At 47.6% G+C, this 15809-nt stretch carries 17 protein-coding genes; 11 read left to right on the top strand and 6 right to left on the bottom strand.

The window, feature by feature from the left end; translation table 11 throughout:
* From JOY44_RS18850 to JOY44_RS18840, 3 genes are all read left to right on the top strand, one after another.
* Positions 1-3163, top strand: a 3163-nt coding sequence (locus tag JOY44_RS18850) for a PAS domain S-box protein (protein ID WP_171575114.1), incomplete at its 5' end; no start/stop codon positions are given.
* Complete coding sequence (locus tag JOY44_RS18845; RefSeq protein ID WP_245404934.1) at positions 3135-3563, top strand: response regulator; 429 nt, start codon at positions 3135-3137, stop codon at positions 3561-3563. The genes JOY44_RS18850 and JOY44_RS18845, both read left to right, overlap by 29 nt.
* A gap of 166 nt (positions 3564-3729) precedes the next feature.
* Positions 3730-4872: a hybrid sensor histidine kinase/response regulator gene (locus tag JOY44_RS18840; protein WP_171575112.1), complete on the top strand. Its 1143-nt coding sequence runs from the start codon at positions 3730-3732 to the stop codon at positions 4870-4872.
* Positions 4873-4884: 12 nt separating this feature from the next.
* Here JOY44_RS18840 and JOY44_RS18835 read toward each other — a convergent pair whose 3' ends face one another.
* Together JOY44_RS18835 and JOY44_RS18830 are read right to left on the bottom strand one after the other, a co-directional pair.
* Positions 4885-5946, bottom strand: a complete 1062-nt coding sequence (locus tag JOY44_RS18835) for a WD40 repeat domain-containing protein (RefSeq protein ID WP_171575111.1) — start codon at positions 5944-5946, stop codon at positions 4885-4887.
* Positions 5943-6914: a CobW family GTP-binding protein gene (locus tag JOY44_RS18830; RefSeq protein ID WP_171575110.1), complete on the bottom strand. Its 972-nt coding sequence runs from the start codon at positions 6912-6914 to the stop codon at positions 5943-5945. The genes JOY44_RS18835 and JOY44_RS18830 overlap by 4 nt, the downstream gene beginning before the upstream one ends.
* Before the next feature lie 402 nt (positions 6915-7316).
* Between JOY44_RS18830 and JOY44_RS18825 the strand changes: the two genes are divergently transcribed.
* Positions 7317-7544, top strand: a complete 228-nt coding sequence (locus JOY44_RS18825; RefSeq protein ID WP_171575109.1) for a hypothetical protein — start codon at positions 7317-7319, stop codon at positions 7542-7544.
* 33 nt (positions 7545-7577) lie between these two features.
* Positions 7578-7808, top strand: coding sequence for a DUF2949 domain-containing protein (locus tag JOY44_RS18820; protein WP_307822075.1), 231 nt, complete (start codon positions 7578-7580; stop codon positions 7806-7808).
* A 27-nt stretch (positions 7809-7835) separates the two neighbouring features.
* Here JOY44_RS18820 and JOY44_RS18815 read toward each other — a convergent pair whose 3' ends face one another.
* Positions 7836-8141, bottom strand: coding sequence for a hypothetical protein (locus tag JOY44_RS18815; RefSeq protein WP_171575108.1), 306 nt, complete (start codon positions 8139-8141; stop codon positions 7836-7838).
* 317 nt (positions 8142-8458) lie between these two features.
* Entirely contained in the window at positions 8459-9280 is an 822-nt protein-coding gene (locus JOY44_RS18810; RefSeq protein WP_203032147.1) for a pentapeptide repeat-containing protein, read from the bottom strand.
* A gap of 30 nt (positions 9281-9310) precedes the next feature.
* On the opposite strand from JOY44_RS18810, the gene JOY44_RS18805 reads away from it, so the two are divergent.
* The 6 genes from JOY44_RS18805 (at position 9311) to JOY44_RS18780 (ending at position 13937) form a co-directional block, all read left to right on the top strand.
* Complete coding sequence (locus tag JOY44_RS18805; protein WP_171575106.1) at positions 9311-10213, top strand: phosphodiester glycosidase family protein; 903 nt, start codon at positions 9311-9313, stop codon at positions 10211-10213.
* A gap of 133 nt (positions 10214-10346) precedes the next feature.
* Positions 10347-11144 (top strand): MlaE family lipid ABC transporter permease subunit, encoded by a 798-nt coding sequence (locus tag JOY44_RS18800; protein ID WP_171575105.1) that lies wholly within the window; start codon positions 10347-10349, stop codon positions 11142-11144.
* A gap of 77 nt (positions 11145-11221) precedes the next feature.
* Positions 11222-11611, top strand: coding sequence for a DUF3119 family protein (locus JOY44_RS18795; protein WP_171576110.1), 390 nt, complete (start codon positions 11222-11224; stop codon positions 11609-11611).
* Positions 11612-11652: 41 nt separating this feature from the next.
* A complete protein-coding gene (locus tag JOY44_RS18790) occupies positions 11653-12804 on the top strand; it encodes a DUF3086 domain-containing protein (protein ID WP_171575104.1) in 1152 nt (383 codons plus the stop codon).
* Positions 12805-12907: 103 nt separating this feature from the next.
* A complete protein-coding gene (plsY, locus tag JOY44_RS18785) occupies positions 12908-13591 on the top strand; it encodes a glycerol-3-phosphate 1-O-acyltransferase PlsY (protein ID WP_171575103.1) in 684 nt (227 codons plus the stop codon).
* A gap of 22 nt (positions 13592-13613) precedes the next feature.
* On the top strand, positions 13614-13937 hold the full coding sequence (locus tag JOY44_RS18780) for a hypothetical protein (protein ID WP_171575102.1): 324 nt from the start codon (positions 13614-13616) through the stop codon (positions 13935-13937).
* Positions 13938-14005: 68 nt separating this feature from the next.
* Here JOY44_RS18780 and JOY44_RS18775 read toward each other — a convergent pair whose 3' ends face one another.
* Together JOY44_RS18775 and JOY44_RS18770 are read right to left on the bottom strand one after the other, a co-directional pair.
* Entirely contained in the window at positions 14006-14935 is a 930-nt protein-coding gene (locus JOY44_RS18775) for a cation diffusion facilitator family transporter (RefSeq protein WP_171575101.1), read from the bottom strand.
* Positions 14936-15098: 163 nt separating this feature from the next.
* Positions 15099-15776: a Uma2 family endonuclease gene (locus tag JOY44_RS18770; protein ID WP_171575100.1), complete on the bottom strand. Its 678-nt coding sequence runs from the start codon at positions 15774-15776 to the stop codon at positions 15099-15101.
* Positions 15777-15809 lie beyond the last annotated feature (33 nt).

Raw genomic sequence — 15809 nt, 5'->3', positions numbered from 1 at the left:
CCGGTCTTATCTCAATGTCCAGGAGTTAGTTGAGAGTCGGCGATCAGTTGAACATACCCATCAAGTTTTAGAAACATTCAATAAAATTCTGAGTGGCATGGAGAATGCCCAGCGAGGATGGCGGGGCTATGTTTTTTTAAAGGACGATCGCGAGTTAAACATTCTCCGCACTGGTATTCAAGAAACCAATCGCGCGATCGCCCAGACTCGGCAACTGACTCAAGATAACCTTGGTCAGCAGCGTCGTCTTGATCAACTTCAGCCTTTAATTGCTAAACGGCTGACTGTGCTACAGCAATTTGTTGACCTTGTACGGCAAAACAAAGCTGATCTCTCCACACAACGAACCCTCCTAAAACAAACTTTGATTTTGCAGCAGGACATTCAAACCCGGCTACAAGAAATGGAGGGAGTCGAACGAACCTTATTGCAGCAGCGGGCAGCCGCAGTTGATGCTAACGTCGAGCGGTCTGCCCAAGTGAATGGGATTGGCTACATTTTGAGTTTCAGCATACTGACTGGAGTATTTCTCTTGCTTCAAAAGCAAATTTATACTCGTAAAAATGCAGAAACTGCATTGCAGCAAGTAAATGAGCAACTGGAAACAAGAGTTCAGGAACGCACAATGGAACTCGCCGAGGCAAATGTCTCTCTTGCAGCCGAGTTGAAGGAGCGCAAGCTAGCAGAGCAGTCACTCCGAGACAGTGAAAGACAGCTTCGTTTAATTACCGACGCTTTACCCGTACTGATTTCCTACCTCGATTCAAAGCAGTACTATCGGTTTAACAATCGAACCTACCAGGAGTGGTTTAAGGTATCTCAAAAAGATTTGACTGGGCAATCTCTGAAGCATGTTGTAGGCGAATTAGCTTATCAAACCATTTGCCCTTATGCAGAAGCTGCTCTGGCGGGACAGAAAGTGGACTATGAAGTTGAGGTTCCCTACCGAGATGATGGAGCTCGCTGGGTACATGCAACCTATATTCCCGATTTTGGAGAACAGGGAGAAGTTAAAGGCTATTTTGCGCTGGTCAGTGATATTAGCGAAGCGAAGCGCAATCAAGCTGAACGCCAACAGTCAGAAGAACAGATTCGCCGTAGTGAAGAACGCTTGCACCTGGTATTACAGAACATGCCAGTCATGTTAGATGCCTTTGATGAAGAGGGAAACATTATTGAGTGGAATCGAGAGTGTGAGCGGGTGACAGGCTATCGTGCCGATGAAGTGGTGGGCAATCCCCAGAGTATCGAACGGCTCTATCCCGACCCGGCCTATCGCCAGCAGATGATGCAAGCATGGAGCGATCGCGGCAATAATTATCGCCAATGGGAATGGGACATTACCTGCAAAGATGGCAGCATCAAAACCATTTCTTGGTCTAATATCTCTGATAAATTTCCAATTCCCGGTTGGGCATCCTGGGGGATTGGTGTGGATGTAACCGATCGCCAACAGGCAGAAAAACAGTTGCGGCAAAGCGAACAGCGCTTGAGTTTAGCCATTGAAGGGTCTGGAATGGCAACATGGGATGTGGATATCCAGGCTGACAAAGCGCTGTGGTCAGAGCAACACTTTAAGCTGTTAGGATACGACCCCGCACCGAATGGTGAGGTGATGTTGGAAAAGTGGCGTAGCCGCGTTCACCCAGAGGACATGCCAAAGATTAGGGAAGCCTCGACCCGATCGCAACGGGAGCGATCTCCTTACAGCATGGAGCATCGCATCATTCGTGCCGATAATGGGGAAATTGTATGGGTTGCTGCATTTGGTCGCGCCGTTTTCAACGAAGCAGGTCAAGCAGTCCGATTTGTGGGCATTCTGATAGATATTAGCGATCGTAAAGTGGCTGAGGAAGAAATCACTCAACTAAACCAAGCGCTTAACCGCCAGGTCAAACAGCTAGAAACCTTGCTTGAGGTAATTCCCATTGGCATTGGCATTGCTCAAGATCCAAATTGCAACCACATCAAGGTTAATCCTGCCTTTGCCAAGCAATTAGGCATTCCCTCTACAATCAATGCCTCGCTCAGCGCTCCAAATAAGGAAGCTCCTACTTTTAAGATATATCGAGATGGCAAAGAACTTTCTGCCGAAGAGCTACCGATGCAATATGCAGCAGCTCACGGTGTTGAAGTTATGGACGTTGAAGTGGATGTGGTGCATGAAGATGGAAGAGTTATTACCCTGCTAGAGTATGCTGCTCCCTTGTTGGATGAGCAGAGTCAAATTATTGGCTGCGTTGGAGCATTTTTAGACATTACTGAGCGCAAGCTCGCTAAGGCAGCACTCCAACAGATAAACGAGAAACTAGAAATTAAGGTTCAGGAGCGCACTGCTGAGTTGAACCAAACGAATGCAGACTTAATTCGCTCTAACCAAGAATTAGAACAGTTTGCTTATGTGGCATCCCACGACTTACAGGAACCTTTACGGGCAGTTACAGGCTACACTCAACTGTTAGCCAAAGATTACGAGGATCAGTTAGATGAAACGGGTCAGCAGTATGCTGCTTATGTAATTGAGGGGGCAACGCGAATGCAGCAGTTAATTCAAGATCTGCTGTTGTATTCTCGCATTGGCACCCGTGATCTGGTGCTTGCCCCGGTAGATTGCAACGCTGTGCTGAAGCGGGTACTGGATAATTTGCAGGTGGCGATCGCTGAAAGTAATGCCACCATCACCTCCGATTCCTTACCCCTGATCACGGCGGATAAAACTCAGCTAACCCAGCTATTTCAAAACCTGATTGGCAACGCCATCAAATTTCGGCGAGAGGAACCGCCCCATATTCATATCAGCTCTACCTGGAGCAGTGACGCAGGGCGATCGCATCACTCCGAACTCCAAACTCCAAACTCCGAAACTCAAACTACCATTTCTGCTGCTGAATCAGCCTATCTGTTCACCATTCGCGATAATGGTATTGGCATCAAGCCTCGCTATCTTGAGCGCATTTTTGAAATATTTAAACGTCTTCACACCCGCCGCGAGTTTCCTGGCACGGGTATCGGTTTAGCAGTTTGCAAAAAGATTATTGATCGTCACAACGGGCGAATCTGGGCAGAATCTGAGCCAGAAATTGGCACCACATTTTACTTCACACTACCTCCGTCCCCTTATGGCCGACCGAACCTTGAACTCAATCGAGATTCTACTGATTGAAGACTCGCCTAGCGATGCCAATCTGACGATGCGAAGCCTTCAGCAAGCCAAAATTACCAATACGCTGCACTGGGTCGAAGAGGGTGAGGCCGCGATGGATTTTTTGTACCAGCGTGGAGAATATGCTGATGCGCCCCGCCCCGATCTAATTGTGCTTGACTTAAATTTGCCTGGAATGGATGGGCGAGAGATTTTGGCAGAAGTTAAAGCAGACTCCGATCTAAGGCGAATTCCAGTGGTTGTCTTGACCACTTCATCCAATGAGGAAGATGTGCTTCGTTCCTATGATCTCAATGCCAATTGCTATGTAACTAAGCCGTTTAATGTGCAGCAGTTTATGCAAGTAGTGCAATTGATCAGTGATTTTTGGCTAACTGCTGTAAAGCTACCTCCAGAGTGATTTGACGACCACAGCAATGACGATACCCATCAAAAACTCGTGCCATAAATTGATTTATGCACGAAGTCTAATGAAAATACGGATGCTCAAACCTTAAGATACAGTCATTCTAAAGCCGAGATCTCAAAAAAATCACAGGTTGTAGAACTTTTGACAAGCAAGTTTAATGGACAAAACATTAATGCATATCTTGTTGGTAGAAGATAGCCCAACAGATGCCGATTTGCTAAGACAGGTATTTTGGCGCTCAGGCAAAAAAGAATGGCAATTGACGCATGTTGAGCGGCTATCAACTGCGATCGCTTACTGTCATGAAAACTACTACGACGTGGTTTTGTTAGACCTTGGTTTACCTGATTCGGATGGGTTAGAAACGGTTGCCGAATTTCGTTCGAGTGTGCCTATCATGCCAGTCGTTGTGTTGACCATGATGGATGATGAGGAACTCGCGCTGCAAGTGATGGCGCGGGGCGCACAGGATTATCTTGTCAAAGATCAAATTACGACCCAACTATTGATGCGCTCGATCCATTATGCGATCGAGCGAGAACGGATCTTTCAGCAACTTAAGAACAGTGAACGCAAAATTTTGAGTGCCTGGGAACAGGAGCAAGAACTGAACCTGCTGAAGTCAAGTTTCATTTCCATGGCATCCCATGAGTTTCGCACTCCAATGACAACGATTCGCACGTCAGTAGAATTGTTGCAAAATTTTGATCGCAAATTGACCGAGGAAAAAAGAACCGACTACTTTGAACGAATCAAAGTGGCAATTGGTCAGGTGACTCATCTGTTAGATGAAATATTATTGTTGGGTAGTGGTGAAGCAGGAGGGCTACGCTATCAGCCAGAGCCTCTCGATTTAAAGAAGTTTTGCGCTGACCTGGTGGCAGACTTACAGTTTAGCCACAGCCATGAATACGTTATTACGACTGAATATGCAGGTGATTGCTCTGATGCGGTCATGGATGCTGCGCTGCTGTGGCACATTTTTACCAATTTACTCTCTAACGCTATTAAATATTCTCCGAAAGGGGGCAGTGTCCAATTGAGCCTGCTGTGTCAATCGGGCACTGCTGTTTTTCAGGTGAAAGATCACGGCATTGGCATTCCTTTAAAGGATCAAAGCCATTTGTTTGAAACGTTTTACCGCTGTAGCAATGTAGGTAAGATTCAAGGGACTGGGTTAGGGCTAGCGATCGCAAAAAAGTGTATTGACTTACATCAAGGCACTGTTCAAGTCAGTAGTGAATTAGGAAAAGGCACTACATTTACGATTGTGTTGCCAATGAAAAGCTCCAACGGTTGACAGAAGAGTTGCTCATAGCCGTTTTCTAAATCCCTGACCGCGTGAGGCTTTCGACCAAAGCAGCAATTCACCGTCTTTTCCTCCGGCTGCAAGCTGATGACCTTGAGGATGCCAAGCCATACAGGAAAATCCATTTGGTGCTCCTTCCAAAACCTGGACGACCTGTTGGGCATGTTGCCAAAGGCAAAGCAAGCCGTCCTCAGCGGCGCTTGCTAACAGAGTGGTTTTGGGTTGAAAAGCGATCGCCCGCACCACTCCCTCATGCGCTTCCAACACCTGACTTGCCCAACCCACGGATTCATCGGGCGATCGCTGCCACGCCACAACGGTCTCGGAACTACAGGATGCTAGTAACGGAGCACTTGTTTGCGACCAGGTGAGTTGCCGCACCTTGCCCGGAAATCCCTGCATGACCCAAGGATTAGGCTGCCCCCACTCCATCACAGATAACGTGTTATCTAAGTTGCCATCTGCGATGTACTTGCCATCGGGTGACCAGGCGATCGCCACACTTGCCGAGGGAATTTCCAACACTTCTGGCTCAGCATCCCAGTCTTTGGCATTCCAAACCCGTGCTCCTTGATTGCCACACGCTGCCAAAAATTGCCCCTTGGGATGCCATGCCAAATCCATGACGGAGGAGGCTTCAAAGTTTAATGTGGTAATGACCTCGTTGGCAGTCGCATCCCACACCTGCACATAGCGACCCAGGCTAAAAGCCAACTGATTTGCTTTAGGATTCCACGCTAGCCGATCCACCCAAACCGGCTTATTTTCTAACGTTGTAATGAGTGTGGGTGAATCTGACAATTGCCACAGTTTTACCTGTCCATTTTGTCCACTTGCCGCTAAAAACTTGCTATCTGGGGAAATGGCAAGGCAATCGATTGATTGTCCGTTGTCCGCCTCTAAAAGTGTAAGATTCTGCGTCTCTGGGGAAAGAAGGATGATTTCGCCTGCCGCAGAACTTGCACTTAAGACGAGACCATTTGGCGACCAAGCGATCGCTGTCACATAGTCTGCTAGTGATCCCTGCCAGCGGAGTTGAAACTCCTCCTGCGCTTTGGTGGTCATACTAGACACGCCCGAAAGTTCTCTCGCAGTTTGGCTTCATCTAGATTGCGACCAATAAAAATGAGTTGATTCTTACGGGTTTCGATTGCTTTCCACGGGCGATCGCGCTTGCCATCAAACACCATGTGGATTCCTTGAAATACAAAGCGGTTGTCTTCACCGCTCATATTCAAAATACCTTTCATCCGAAAAATGTTGGGTCCTTGAGTTTGCAAAAGCTCACCCAGCCAATCATTAAACTTCTCGCCATCCAAGGCACCCATTTCGACGATCGCCACAGAACCGACTGTTTCATCATGCTCATGGGCAGATTCATTCAAAAACTCTGGATCAATTTCCAACGCTCTTTCGAGATCGAATGCCTGTACACCCAAAATGGCATCCATTTCCACCTCAGCATTTTGAGTTCGATAGATTTTTGCCATCACATTCATGGCTCGAATCCGCTCTTCCAAAGCCATCAACTCTTCAGCTGTCACCAAATCCGTTTTGTTAAGCAAAATCACATCAGCAAAGGCAATTTGCTCTATTGCTTCATCCGCATCCCAGTGTTGACTGATATGCTTCGCATCGACCACAGTTACCACTGCATCCAAACTCGCTTGGGCTTGCACATCCTCATCCATAAAAAAGGTTTGAATAACTGGCGCAGGGTCAGCAAGTCCAGTAGTTTCAATGACGAGATGATCAAATTTGTCACGCCGCTTCATCAGGTTGCCAATAATCCGAATCAGGTCACCCCGCACGGTGCAGCAGATGCAGCCATTATTCATTTCAAAAATTTCTTCGTCTGCATCGATCACTAATTGATTATCAATACCCACTTCCCCAAATTCGTTGACGATTACAGCAACTTTTTTGCCATGCTCGTGGGTCAAAATGCGATTGAGTAGGGTGGTTTTTCCAGCACCTAGATAGCCCGTCAGTACGGTCACCGGAACTGAATTGTCGAGATCAGCAGCAACCATAATACCAATGCCCGTAGCTTAATATGAAAACCGTTCTCATTATTATACTGATCATGCTTTGAGGCGAGTGGAAAACTCTGATCGGTGACCACATCAACGAGATCAGTTCATTCAGTTAATACAAACCCTCAGCAAGATATATTTCTTTAGGCAGTATTTTTATCTCTGTTGATTTTTTAATCTGATTTTTGAGCTATCGACATTATTAGAAAACGGTGCAACAAAACCGGATTCAACTACCACATAGATTTAGAGCGCGACAGATTCAGGCTAACTGCAATTATTTCCAGTGATCTAAGTCACATATTTTGTCTTCATATTTCACATCCTCATAGTCTTGCTAATCACCCGAAGCGTTCCATAAAGAGACGATAGTGGGATCACTAAATTCAACACAAACCCATGATTTCAATTTGTCTTTTACCCACTGCCTTACCAGAATTGTTTGCTCAAACTACCTCTACAGGTAGACTCACACTAGCCGATCGATATGGCATTATGGCCACAATTACCAGTGCAAGCTCAACTCAAGAAGATTTGCATTTGGTTGACAGACTGCTTTATGGACTCCGTCGAGGAAGAATTCAGATTGTTGATGACCTGTCATCTGTTCTGGTAAAGCAGTTCTAATCGGTTACTGGTGTGAAAGAAATTAACTGTTGCATGTGTACTATGAATACTATGGAAGGTCCAACTAAGCAGCTGATCGGATTTCTGCAAGAAGAGTTAGCAATCCCCTCGGACAAAATTCCTGGTATTGTTCAACAGTGTCAAAACTTAAACCGACTACCAGTTGTTTTATGGCAGCAAAAGCTGGTAACTATCACACAACTGGAATGCTTGCTCAAATGGCTAGAAGGATTTCTTGTTTCAGCCACTCCATACAAACTTTAGTTACAGGCAACTTTGTAGGAAATCTGCTTACTGAGCAACGCAATTGCTATAAACCGACCTGTCGTTGATTGCAATGGACGCATCTTTGTTGACCATCGTTAGCAGGGTGCGATTAGCGGCAAATTTTAGTCCCTCTCTCGCATCTAATGGCAGCAACTTTAGAGTGGTTTTTGCATCTAGCTTCAGTCTGGCTTTGTCTGGTCTAACAAACACTTCAAAGGTTTTACCATCTTCGCACTGATATTTGAAATTTTCCTCTTGAGCACGGGCTGGAGAGGTTGCAATTGTAGTGAGCAATGTCAAAATCAGAGCGCTGGCGGTAGTGATTTTCATGGGGTTTCCTCTTCGTACTCTTAGTTGATACGGCTAGATTGCCCATCTTGGACTTCGAGCGTGGTACTGCAAGCCAGAAACTTCATCCTTTGTTTTGCTTTAGTAAAGATTGCATCAATTTTTGGAAAAAAGTCTGCTGATATGGCAGCAGAGTAGTAAGAGCGTATTATATTTCAGGAACATATAAAGGTGAAAGCGTTGGCGATCGCTAGCATTCACTGCCCTCAAAACACTTGCAAGGGTGTATATAGATTATTAATGGGAACTGAGAGTCAGAGATAGGTGAAACGTCAACTGCCATTGAGCTCGCGTTAAGCCTATGATCGCTGCGCCTTAGAAAAATCGGTATGGATTAGAGAAGCGCCATCAAATTGGGCATTGGTCAGGTTTGCACAACGAAACAGGGTGCCGGGGGCCTGATGAATCTGGTGCCAGGTTAGCTTTAAGGACTGAAGCGTTAGCCAAATTAGGACAAGGGTGAGGCAGCCCAACAACAGTCCTCCCGCAAAATGCTGCGTGCTAAGAAAACCGATTGCCATAGCGCCTGTTAAAAATGCTGCTCCGTATCCCATGACTGTGCCTGCCATAGTTGCCGCAATTGCCCCGCTTATCCCACGCCATCGGTTTAACACCAGCCCAGTGAACACGCTGCTCACCACTGCCCCCGCGATCGCCCATTGGGGATTTTTTTCCATAGCAATACCTGCGTAATAAAATCCGCTCACTGCCGCTGCTATCATTGCCGAGAGAACAAGAGCCCAGTGATTTGCCCTAGAACGAGGCGGCCAAACGATTCGCAGTCCTGAAATAATTCCCGCAGCGCATAGACTGATGTAGAGGGCAAGCACGTATCCCCAACCGCGATCGCTGGGAGTTTGCCCTAACGCACCTGATCCCAAAAGACTCATAGCGTGACCAGAAATCAAAAAAACAGCGATCGCAATTCCCATCCAAATCACTTGCTGCCGAGCTGTTTGTCCCGTTTTCATCCGTTCAAAGTTTGCGCCTATCAATTCCGCTCCACTAAAGTCACATCCACGCAAATCTGCCCCGCTAAAATCGGCTCCATTCAGCGATTGCCCTCGAAAAGACTGATTTCTCAAATCTTGATTAGTGTATGAGCGAGATCGAGAATGCATAGGCTCAAAACTCAAATAAATCTCCCTTCCATGAACTTTCTTTTTAAGATCGTTCCTACTCTGGTGGGTATCAGCATATTATCCTTACCGATCGCTGGATTTGGCTGGATGGTGGCTCAACGTCCACCTCAATCTGACTTGAAGAAAATGCTGTTTCCGGGGGTTGAATATCGCCGTGAGTTTCGCCAGTTGCCACGTCCAGTGATGATTCACATCATTGCCCTTGATCTGACTGCATCCGGAATTCAAGCACTGGTCACACCTGGAAAGCTTGCCTCGGATAATCGTGAACTCAATGCCCGTACTGCTTCAGAATTTTTGCAGGATTTTAAGCTGCAAGTTGCGGTGAATGCCAGTTTTTTCTATCCTTTTGCGGAAGAGTCACCCTGGAACTACTTTCCTCACAGCGGCGATCGCGTTAATGCCGTTGGGCTGGCTATATCAAACGGCAGACTATACTCACCTGCGGAGTCAGGCTGGGCAGCATTATGCTTGATGGCACACCGCGCCCAAATCGTTGCCAATGGAGAGTGTCCAAAAGACACAACGCAGGCAGTCGCTGGAAACGCCATGGTGGTAGCGGAGGGGAAACCGACCGTATCAAAGACAAAAACGGCAGACAGTGACGGTATTTATGCTCGAACGGCAGTAGCAATTGATCAGCAGGGAGAAAAACTTTGGCTAATCGTTGTTGATGGTAAGCAGTGGTTGTATAGCGAAGGAGTGACATTGGCAGAACTGGCGCAGATTGCAATTCAGATTGGAGCAGATGCTGCGGTCAATTTGGATGGAGGGGGTTCAACTACCCTCGTGGTTGAAACTCCAACAGGCGCAACTGTGTTGAACTCACCCGTTCATACCAAAATTCCGATGCGAGAGCGCCCTGTTGCTAACCACTTGGGATTTTATGCTCGTCCAGCGCGATCGCCCTAAGACGACTCCAGCTAGCGCACATAGCAGCAGTAAACGTTATCAACATCAAACAAGCTTGTAAATAAACAATACCTATGCCCACTGCGCCATAATTCAGCTATTCTGACAGGAGATTCTCGGCTCAGTACTTTCGGTGAGTGAAACGCGGTCTATTTCTAGTTTAGGGATTTGGAGTCAACGGCTTTTGGCGGCGGTCTTGCTCGGTGGGCAGGTAATCGTCCGCTTATTCACCGGGCGGATTCATCGCCGGAATACGCTAGCGCAAATGGCGCTCGTCGGTCCCGCTTCTTTGTTGATTGTGCTGATGACTGCTATTTGTATTGGTTCAGTATTCACAATTCAGGTTTCTAGAGAGTTTATTAGTTTGGGTGCAGAAAGTGCCGTGGGAGGTGTATTGGCGCTCGCGCTCAGTCGCGAGTTGTCTCCCGTGCTTACAGCCGTGGTGCTGGCAGGTCGGGTTGGATCGGCATTTGCGGCCGAACTCGGAACCATGCGCGTCAGCGAACAAATTGATGCACTGTATGTGCTAAAAACAGATCCGATTGAGTATTTGGTCATTCCGCGAGTGTTGGCTTGCTGCATCATGTTGCCGCTGCTGACGGTTTTTTCGTTATTCATTGGATTAGGCAGTGGCTATCTTGTGGCAACCAATGTATACGGTATTTCCCAGACCCTATTTCTGGAATCAATCCAAAATTTTCTCGAACTATGGGATTTGTTTAGTGCTCCAATTAAATCTCTTGTTTTTGGGTCAATGATTGCGATTATTGGCTGTAGCTGGGGGCTAACAACCACTGGAGGGGCAAAGGGCGTGGGACAATCCACTACTACCGCTGTGGTAACCTCGCTGCTGGCAATTTTCATTAGCGACTTTCTCCTATCCTGGCTTATGTTTCAGGGCGTGGGCACTTCCACAATTCCTGGAACGTGACTTGGCTATCTTCTGCTCGCTGACAGCTTGGTAACCCCATACAATGGAAAAGTCAATCAATATAAATTGTGACTACTGTGACAACTGTTCCTTCTCCCATCCCTGACTCAACGATTGAACTGTTGCCGAGTTTTTGGTTGCCGATCGCCTTAGTGTTTTTGGCGTTGCCGCTGTTTTTGGTGCAGGTTTGGGTAAGTGGCGCGATCGCCCTCTTTGGTCTGTTCCTGTTTATTCAGGCTGCTACTTTAAGACTGCGGTTTACCCAATCCGATTTAGATATTTATCGAGGCGACACCTTAATCCGTCGATTTCCCTACCAGGAGTGGCAAAATTGGCGCATCTTCTGGACTCCGGTGCCCATTCTGTTCTATTTCAAGGAAGTCAACAGCATCCACTTCCTACCCGTTTTATTTGATCCTAAAATGTTACGAACCTGCCTGGAAGCACGCTGCCCTCGCATTTCCTAACTGCCATTCTCTTTCGTCCTTTACCCAAGCATAAACTGGTTATGACTCCCAATGAACTCCCTGTTGATACTGCAAAAAACGAAGAATCACTGGGGATTCAAGAAGCCTCTATGCGATCGCTGATCGATGAAGAAGTCACCTCTTTACCTGAACCTGATGAAACGGCTGAAGCGGCGATTCCTGACGATACTGTGATTGCAAAAGTGCCGTTTGGCGGAGTTGCCCCCGTGAATCTGGAACAGCGGATTGCAGAGTTGCAACGCCAGGAAAAGTCGTTGCAGCAGTATATTGCTCAGTTACAAGGACTGAAGTCTGAATTGCAAGGACAGGTGACAGCGACTCAAGGGGCGCTTACTTCTTTGCTTCAAGACGGCTTAAAAGATCTGGAACAGCGGAAGCGAGATTTGCAAATTACCGTAGAGCAGCTAGAGCGCCGTCAAGAACGGATTCGAGCTGAAATGCGAACCACGTTTGCCGGAACCTCTCAAGACCTTGCCATTCGGGTGCAAAGCTTTAAAGAATACCTGGTCGGCAGCCTCCAAGATTTGGCACTAGCCGCTGACCAATTGGAGCTAACCAAGTTTAAAGAACCCGAAAAGCTCCCCATAACCGTAGTCGCAGCGCCCGCCCAGCCGCCTACGCCCAAATTTGCCGATGAAAGCTTTCAAGCTCAAACCAAAAAGATCCGCAGTTTGATCGATCAGTACCGCAGCCGCCCCGATTATTACGGCCCGCCGTGGCAGCTACGACGCACGTTTGAACCGGTTCATGCAGAACGGGTTTCTAATTGGTTTTTTACCCAGGGTGGGCGGGGTGCCCTGCGCACTATGGGCAGTCGGCTGCAAAATATTTTGATTACCTCTGCCATTGTTTCGATATTGCAAGAGCTCTATGGCGATCGCCAAACCACGCTAGTATTAGCCGATTCTCCCGAACGATTGGGTGAATGGCGCAGAGGCTTGCAAGACTGTTTGGGCATTACTCGCAGCGATTTTGGTCCCGATCGCGGTGCCGCATTGTTTGAAGATCCCTTCGTGCTGTCTCAAAAAGCCGATCGCATGGTCAAAGACGGTTTGCTGCCGCTTGTGGTGATTGACGAAACCGAAGAGCAGATTGATTTAACCCTGTTGCAATATCCGCTCTGGTTAGCCTTTGCGCCCAATCCTCAAGCTCCTAGCTACTCCAATTACTGATCTTAAAAAGACAAAGGCTAGAAACTCAGAACCAAAAACGGGGTAATATCGGGTAAGTTTTTCTGAAAAATGCTCTCAAGTTCTAACTCCTAACACCCTTCTTATGGTTCTTTGGCTGACGCTCAACGGTTTGTTATTGCTAGTTGCCTATCTACTGGGATCATTACCTAGTGGCTATTGGGCGGGTCGGTTGGTGAAAGGGTTTGATATTCGGGAGCAAGGATCTGGCTCCACAGGTGCGACGAATGTGTTGAGAACAGTGGGCAAGCTGCCAGCGTTGATTGTGCTGCTTGTCGATATTCTCAAGGGATCAGCCGCGATCGCCCTGTTTCGCTGGTTGTATGGGTCTGAATTTGTCCAGCCATTGGTGCCAATGACTGTTGACCCATCCGTGTGGTTGCCCTGGATAGTCACTCTGGCAGGAATGGTAGCGCTGTTGGGTCACAGCAAATCGTTGTTTCTTAACTTTACGGGTGGCAAATCGGTAGCAACCAGTTTAGGCGTGTTGCTCGCTCTGAACTGGATTGTTGGATTGGGAACGCTGATAGTATTTTTAGCGGTTTTGGGTGTGACGCGGATTGTGTCAATTAGCTCAATTATGGGCGCGATCGCGGTGTCTGGGCTAATGGTCGCCAATCACCAACCGCTACCTTCTCTTCTGTTTGGAATTGCTGGCGGCGTTTATGTGATCTGGCGACACCGCACCAACATTCAGCGTTTGGTGGCAGGCACCGAACCCCGTCTTGGACAAACTTTGCCCGAAGTGACCACTCCACCCCAGCCCTAATTCACAACTCCTGGTTTTTCTTATGGCGCTTAAAATTATTGAGCATTTCGACAGCAGCTTTTCTTTAGAATCTGAGGCAAAAGCAGCACTATTTGCCCTCTTGACGGCGGAAACCTTTTTGCAAGAAATTTCTCAAACGGCTGGCTGTTCATCGGTCGAGTTCACACAGCTCTTGTTTCAGCCCATTCCTTACACGGCTGCCACGCCTAAAGGAATGCCGGCTGAATTTGAACCTTTCCATACTTCTACCGATCACATCATCATTAATGTGCCGCCCAATTTTATGTTTAAAGCAAAGATCTTCAAGCCCAGTCGGCTTTGCGCCATTTACCGAAAAGCAACATAGCGACTGACACATAGCATTGCTGTTATCAAGGGTGGCCGTATAAACGGTGCAGCAGTGCTTGGAAACTGTTAGGGGGCTATTGAATCGATACCTTGAGGAGCGCGATCGAGATCTTGATCTAGCCAAGAACTAGGATCTTCCTTTGGTTCTAAATGAGTCATCACATAGATTCCAGGTAAGGCGCGAATAATTGCCAGTTCGATCTCCTCGCACAGATCATGTCCAGTGTGAACGCTCCATTCACCGGGCACCAATATATGAAAGGTGACAAAGCTCCGGGAGCCAGCATTGCGGGTTTTCAGCGCGTGAAATAGAATACCTTGACGCTTGTAAGGTTCTAAAATTTCTATGATTTGGGCTTGGTCAGCGATCGAAATGGCGCTATCCATTAACCCAGTCCCCGTCTCTTGCAAGAGCCGAAACCCTGCCCAAACAATGTTGACCGCGACCACTAGAGCAATGATTGGATCAAGGATTAGCCAACCCGTCAATTTAACTAGCAAGATGGCGATCGCTACTCCGACGGATGTCCAGACATCGGTTAGCAAATGGTGGGCATCTGCACGCAGGGTAATGGAACGCAATCGTTTTCCGGCACGCAGCAATATCCAGGCAACGCCGCCATTGACTACGGTGGCAACAAAAGATAATGCTAACCCCAACCCAACTTGTTCAATCGGTTCCGGGTGAAATAGCCGTCCCCAAGCTGCGATCGCAATACTAATTGCCGCAATCACAATCAAAATGCTTTCAATGCCGCTGGAAAAATACTCCGCTTTGGTATGCCCAAAAGGATGATCTTCATCGGCAGGCTGCGCGGCATAGGAGAGTGCCCAAAACGCCACGACCGCTGCCACCAGATTTACCCCCGACTCCATCGCATCCGACAGCAGCCCCACAGAACCCGTCAGCAAATAAGCCCCTGTTTTCAACCCAATGGTTAAAATTGCAGCGGCGATCGACAGAAGAGTATAGCGACGGGCAGCCTTGGCACTCATAGCAGTCCTATTGATATCACTCGATGCTAGTTAGTTCACTGATTTAAAGCTTAGAATCGCTCTCCATGCTTATCATTGGCTCAGTCTGGTTTTTGTCACTCTGTTGTGCAGATTGATACTACAGGTGATGGACTGAAAGAGTCGTAAGGATGGCTGATAGGTTCTACACATCTTCTCCCAACTGCCGCAGTCGCTCCGCTAGTTGATCCGCCCGTTGCCGCTCTGTCTCCGCTTCGTTCATCGAGCGATCGCCCTTGCCATCATACCAGCTCAAAATTTCTCGCTGTAGCGGATCGTCGGGTAACTGACAGCGCCCAAGCCCTAAGCCAATCTCCGGCATCCAAAACGGCTCTCCCACTTGAAGCTTATAAAAACCGTCTACCAGTTTATAAACTTCAAATGGCAAATGTCCATCGCGCCGCCAAAACTGCGGATTGTAGACGATGGTGTACAACACACCTAACTTGGCATAAATTTCCAGCTTGTCGTCGTATTCACCGCCCGGAGTTTGAGAGACGACTTCCAACGTTAAGATGGGTGAAATTCCATTTTCCTCCCACAGAACGTAGCTCTTGCGTGATTTGCCACCCTTGCGCCGCTCTACTCCTAGACTCAAAAAGCCGTCAGGGACAATAGGAACCCTAGGATGTGCCCCGGTAGTGTGATATACGCCCATATCGACGGCAAAGAACCAATCGTTCCGATGTTTCCAGATGTATTCCAGCAGGAACAGCAACACATTGGGGACAAAATTTTGCTCCTCATTATCCACGGGAAAATCATCCGAATCGATTAATTCATCGCTGCTTGGCAATGTATGTTGCAGGTCAGATGACAGCATAGCCGCGTCTCAATAGTTAGGTTTATTCTAAAA

This window comes from Leptolyngbya sp. Cla-17, assembly GCF_016807185.1.
Taxonomy (GTDB): domain Bacteria; phylum Cyanobacteriota; class Cyanobacteriia; order Leptolyngbyales; family Leptolyngbyaceae; genus ULC077BIN1.
The sequence above is the reverse complement of the archived record's forward strand: the minus strand, read 5'-3'. Positions and strand labels throughout refer to the sequence as shown.

What these genes read in the sequence shown, in the direction of transcription:
- JOY44_RS18830 (WP_171575110.1), bottom strand. Translation starts at nt 6,914, where the DNA reads ATGGTTGCTGCTGATCTCGACAATTCAGTTCCGGTGACCGTACTGACG.
- JOY44_RS18770 (WP_171575100.1), bottom strand. Translation starts at nt 15,776, where the DNA reads ATGCTGTCATCTGACCTGCAACATACATTGCCAAGCAGCGATGAATTA.
- JOY44_RS18805 (WP_171575106.1), top strand. Translation starts at nt 9,311, where the DNA reads ATGAACTTTCTTTTTAAGATCGTTCCTACTCTGGTGGGTATCAGCATA.
- JOY44_RS18840 (WP_171575112.1), top strand. Translation starts at nt 3,730, where the DNA reads ATGGACAAAACATTAATGCATATCTTGTTGGTAGAAGATAGCCCAACA.
- plsY (WP_171575103.1), top strand. Translation starts at nt 12,908, where the DNA reads ATGGTTCTTTGGCTGACGCTCAACGGTTTGTTATTGCTAGTTGCCTAT.
- JOY44_RS18790 (WP_171575104.1), top strand. Translation starts at nt 11,653, where the DNA reads ATGACTCCCAATGAACTCCCTGTTGATACTGCAAAAAACGAAGAATCA.
- JOY44_RS18825 (WP_171575109.1), top strand. Translation starts at nt 7,317, where the DNA reads ATGATTTCAATTTGTCTTTTACCCACTGCCTTACCAGAATTGTTTGCT.
- JOY44_RS18780 (WP_171575102.1), top strand. Translation starts at nt 13,614, where the DNA reads ATGGCGCTTAAAATTATTGAGCATTTCGACAGCAGCTTTTCTTTAGAA.
- JOY44_RS18820 (WP_307822075.1), top strand. Translation starts at nt 7,578, where the DNA reads ATGTGTACTATGAATACTATGGAAGGTCCAACTAAGCAGCTGATCGGA.
- JOY44_RS18815 (WP_171575108.1), bottom strand. Translation starts at nt 8,141, where the DNA reads ATGAAAATCACTACCGCCAGCGCTCTGATTTTGACATTGCTCACTACA.
- JOY44_RS18775 (WP_171575101.1), bottom strand. Translation starts at nt 14,935, where the DNA reads ATGAGTGCCAAGGCTGCCCGTCGCTATACTCTTCTGTCGATCGCCGCT.
- JOY44_RS18835 (WP_171575111.1), bottom strand. Translation starts at nt 5,946, where the DNA reads ATGACCACCAAAGCGCAGGAGGAGTTTCAACTCCGCTGGCAGGGATCA.
- JOY44_RS18810 (WP_203032147.1), bottom strand. Translation starts at nt 9,280, where the DNA reads ATGCATTCTCGATCTCGCTCATACACTAATCAAGATTTGAGAAATCAG.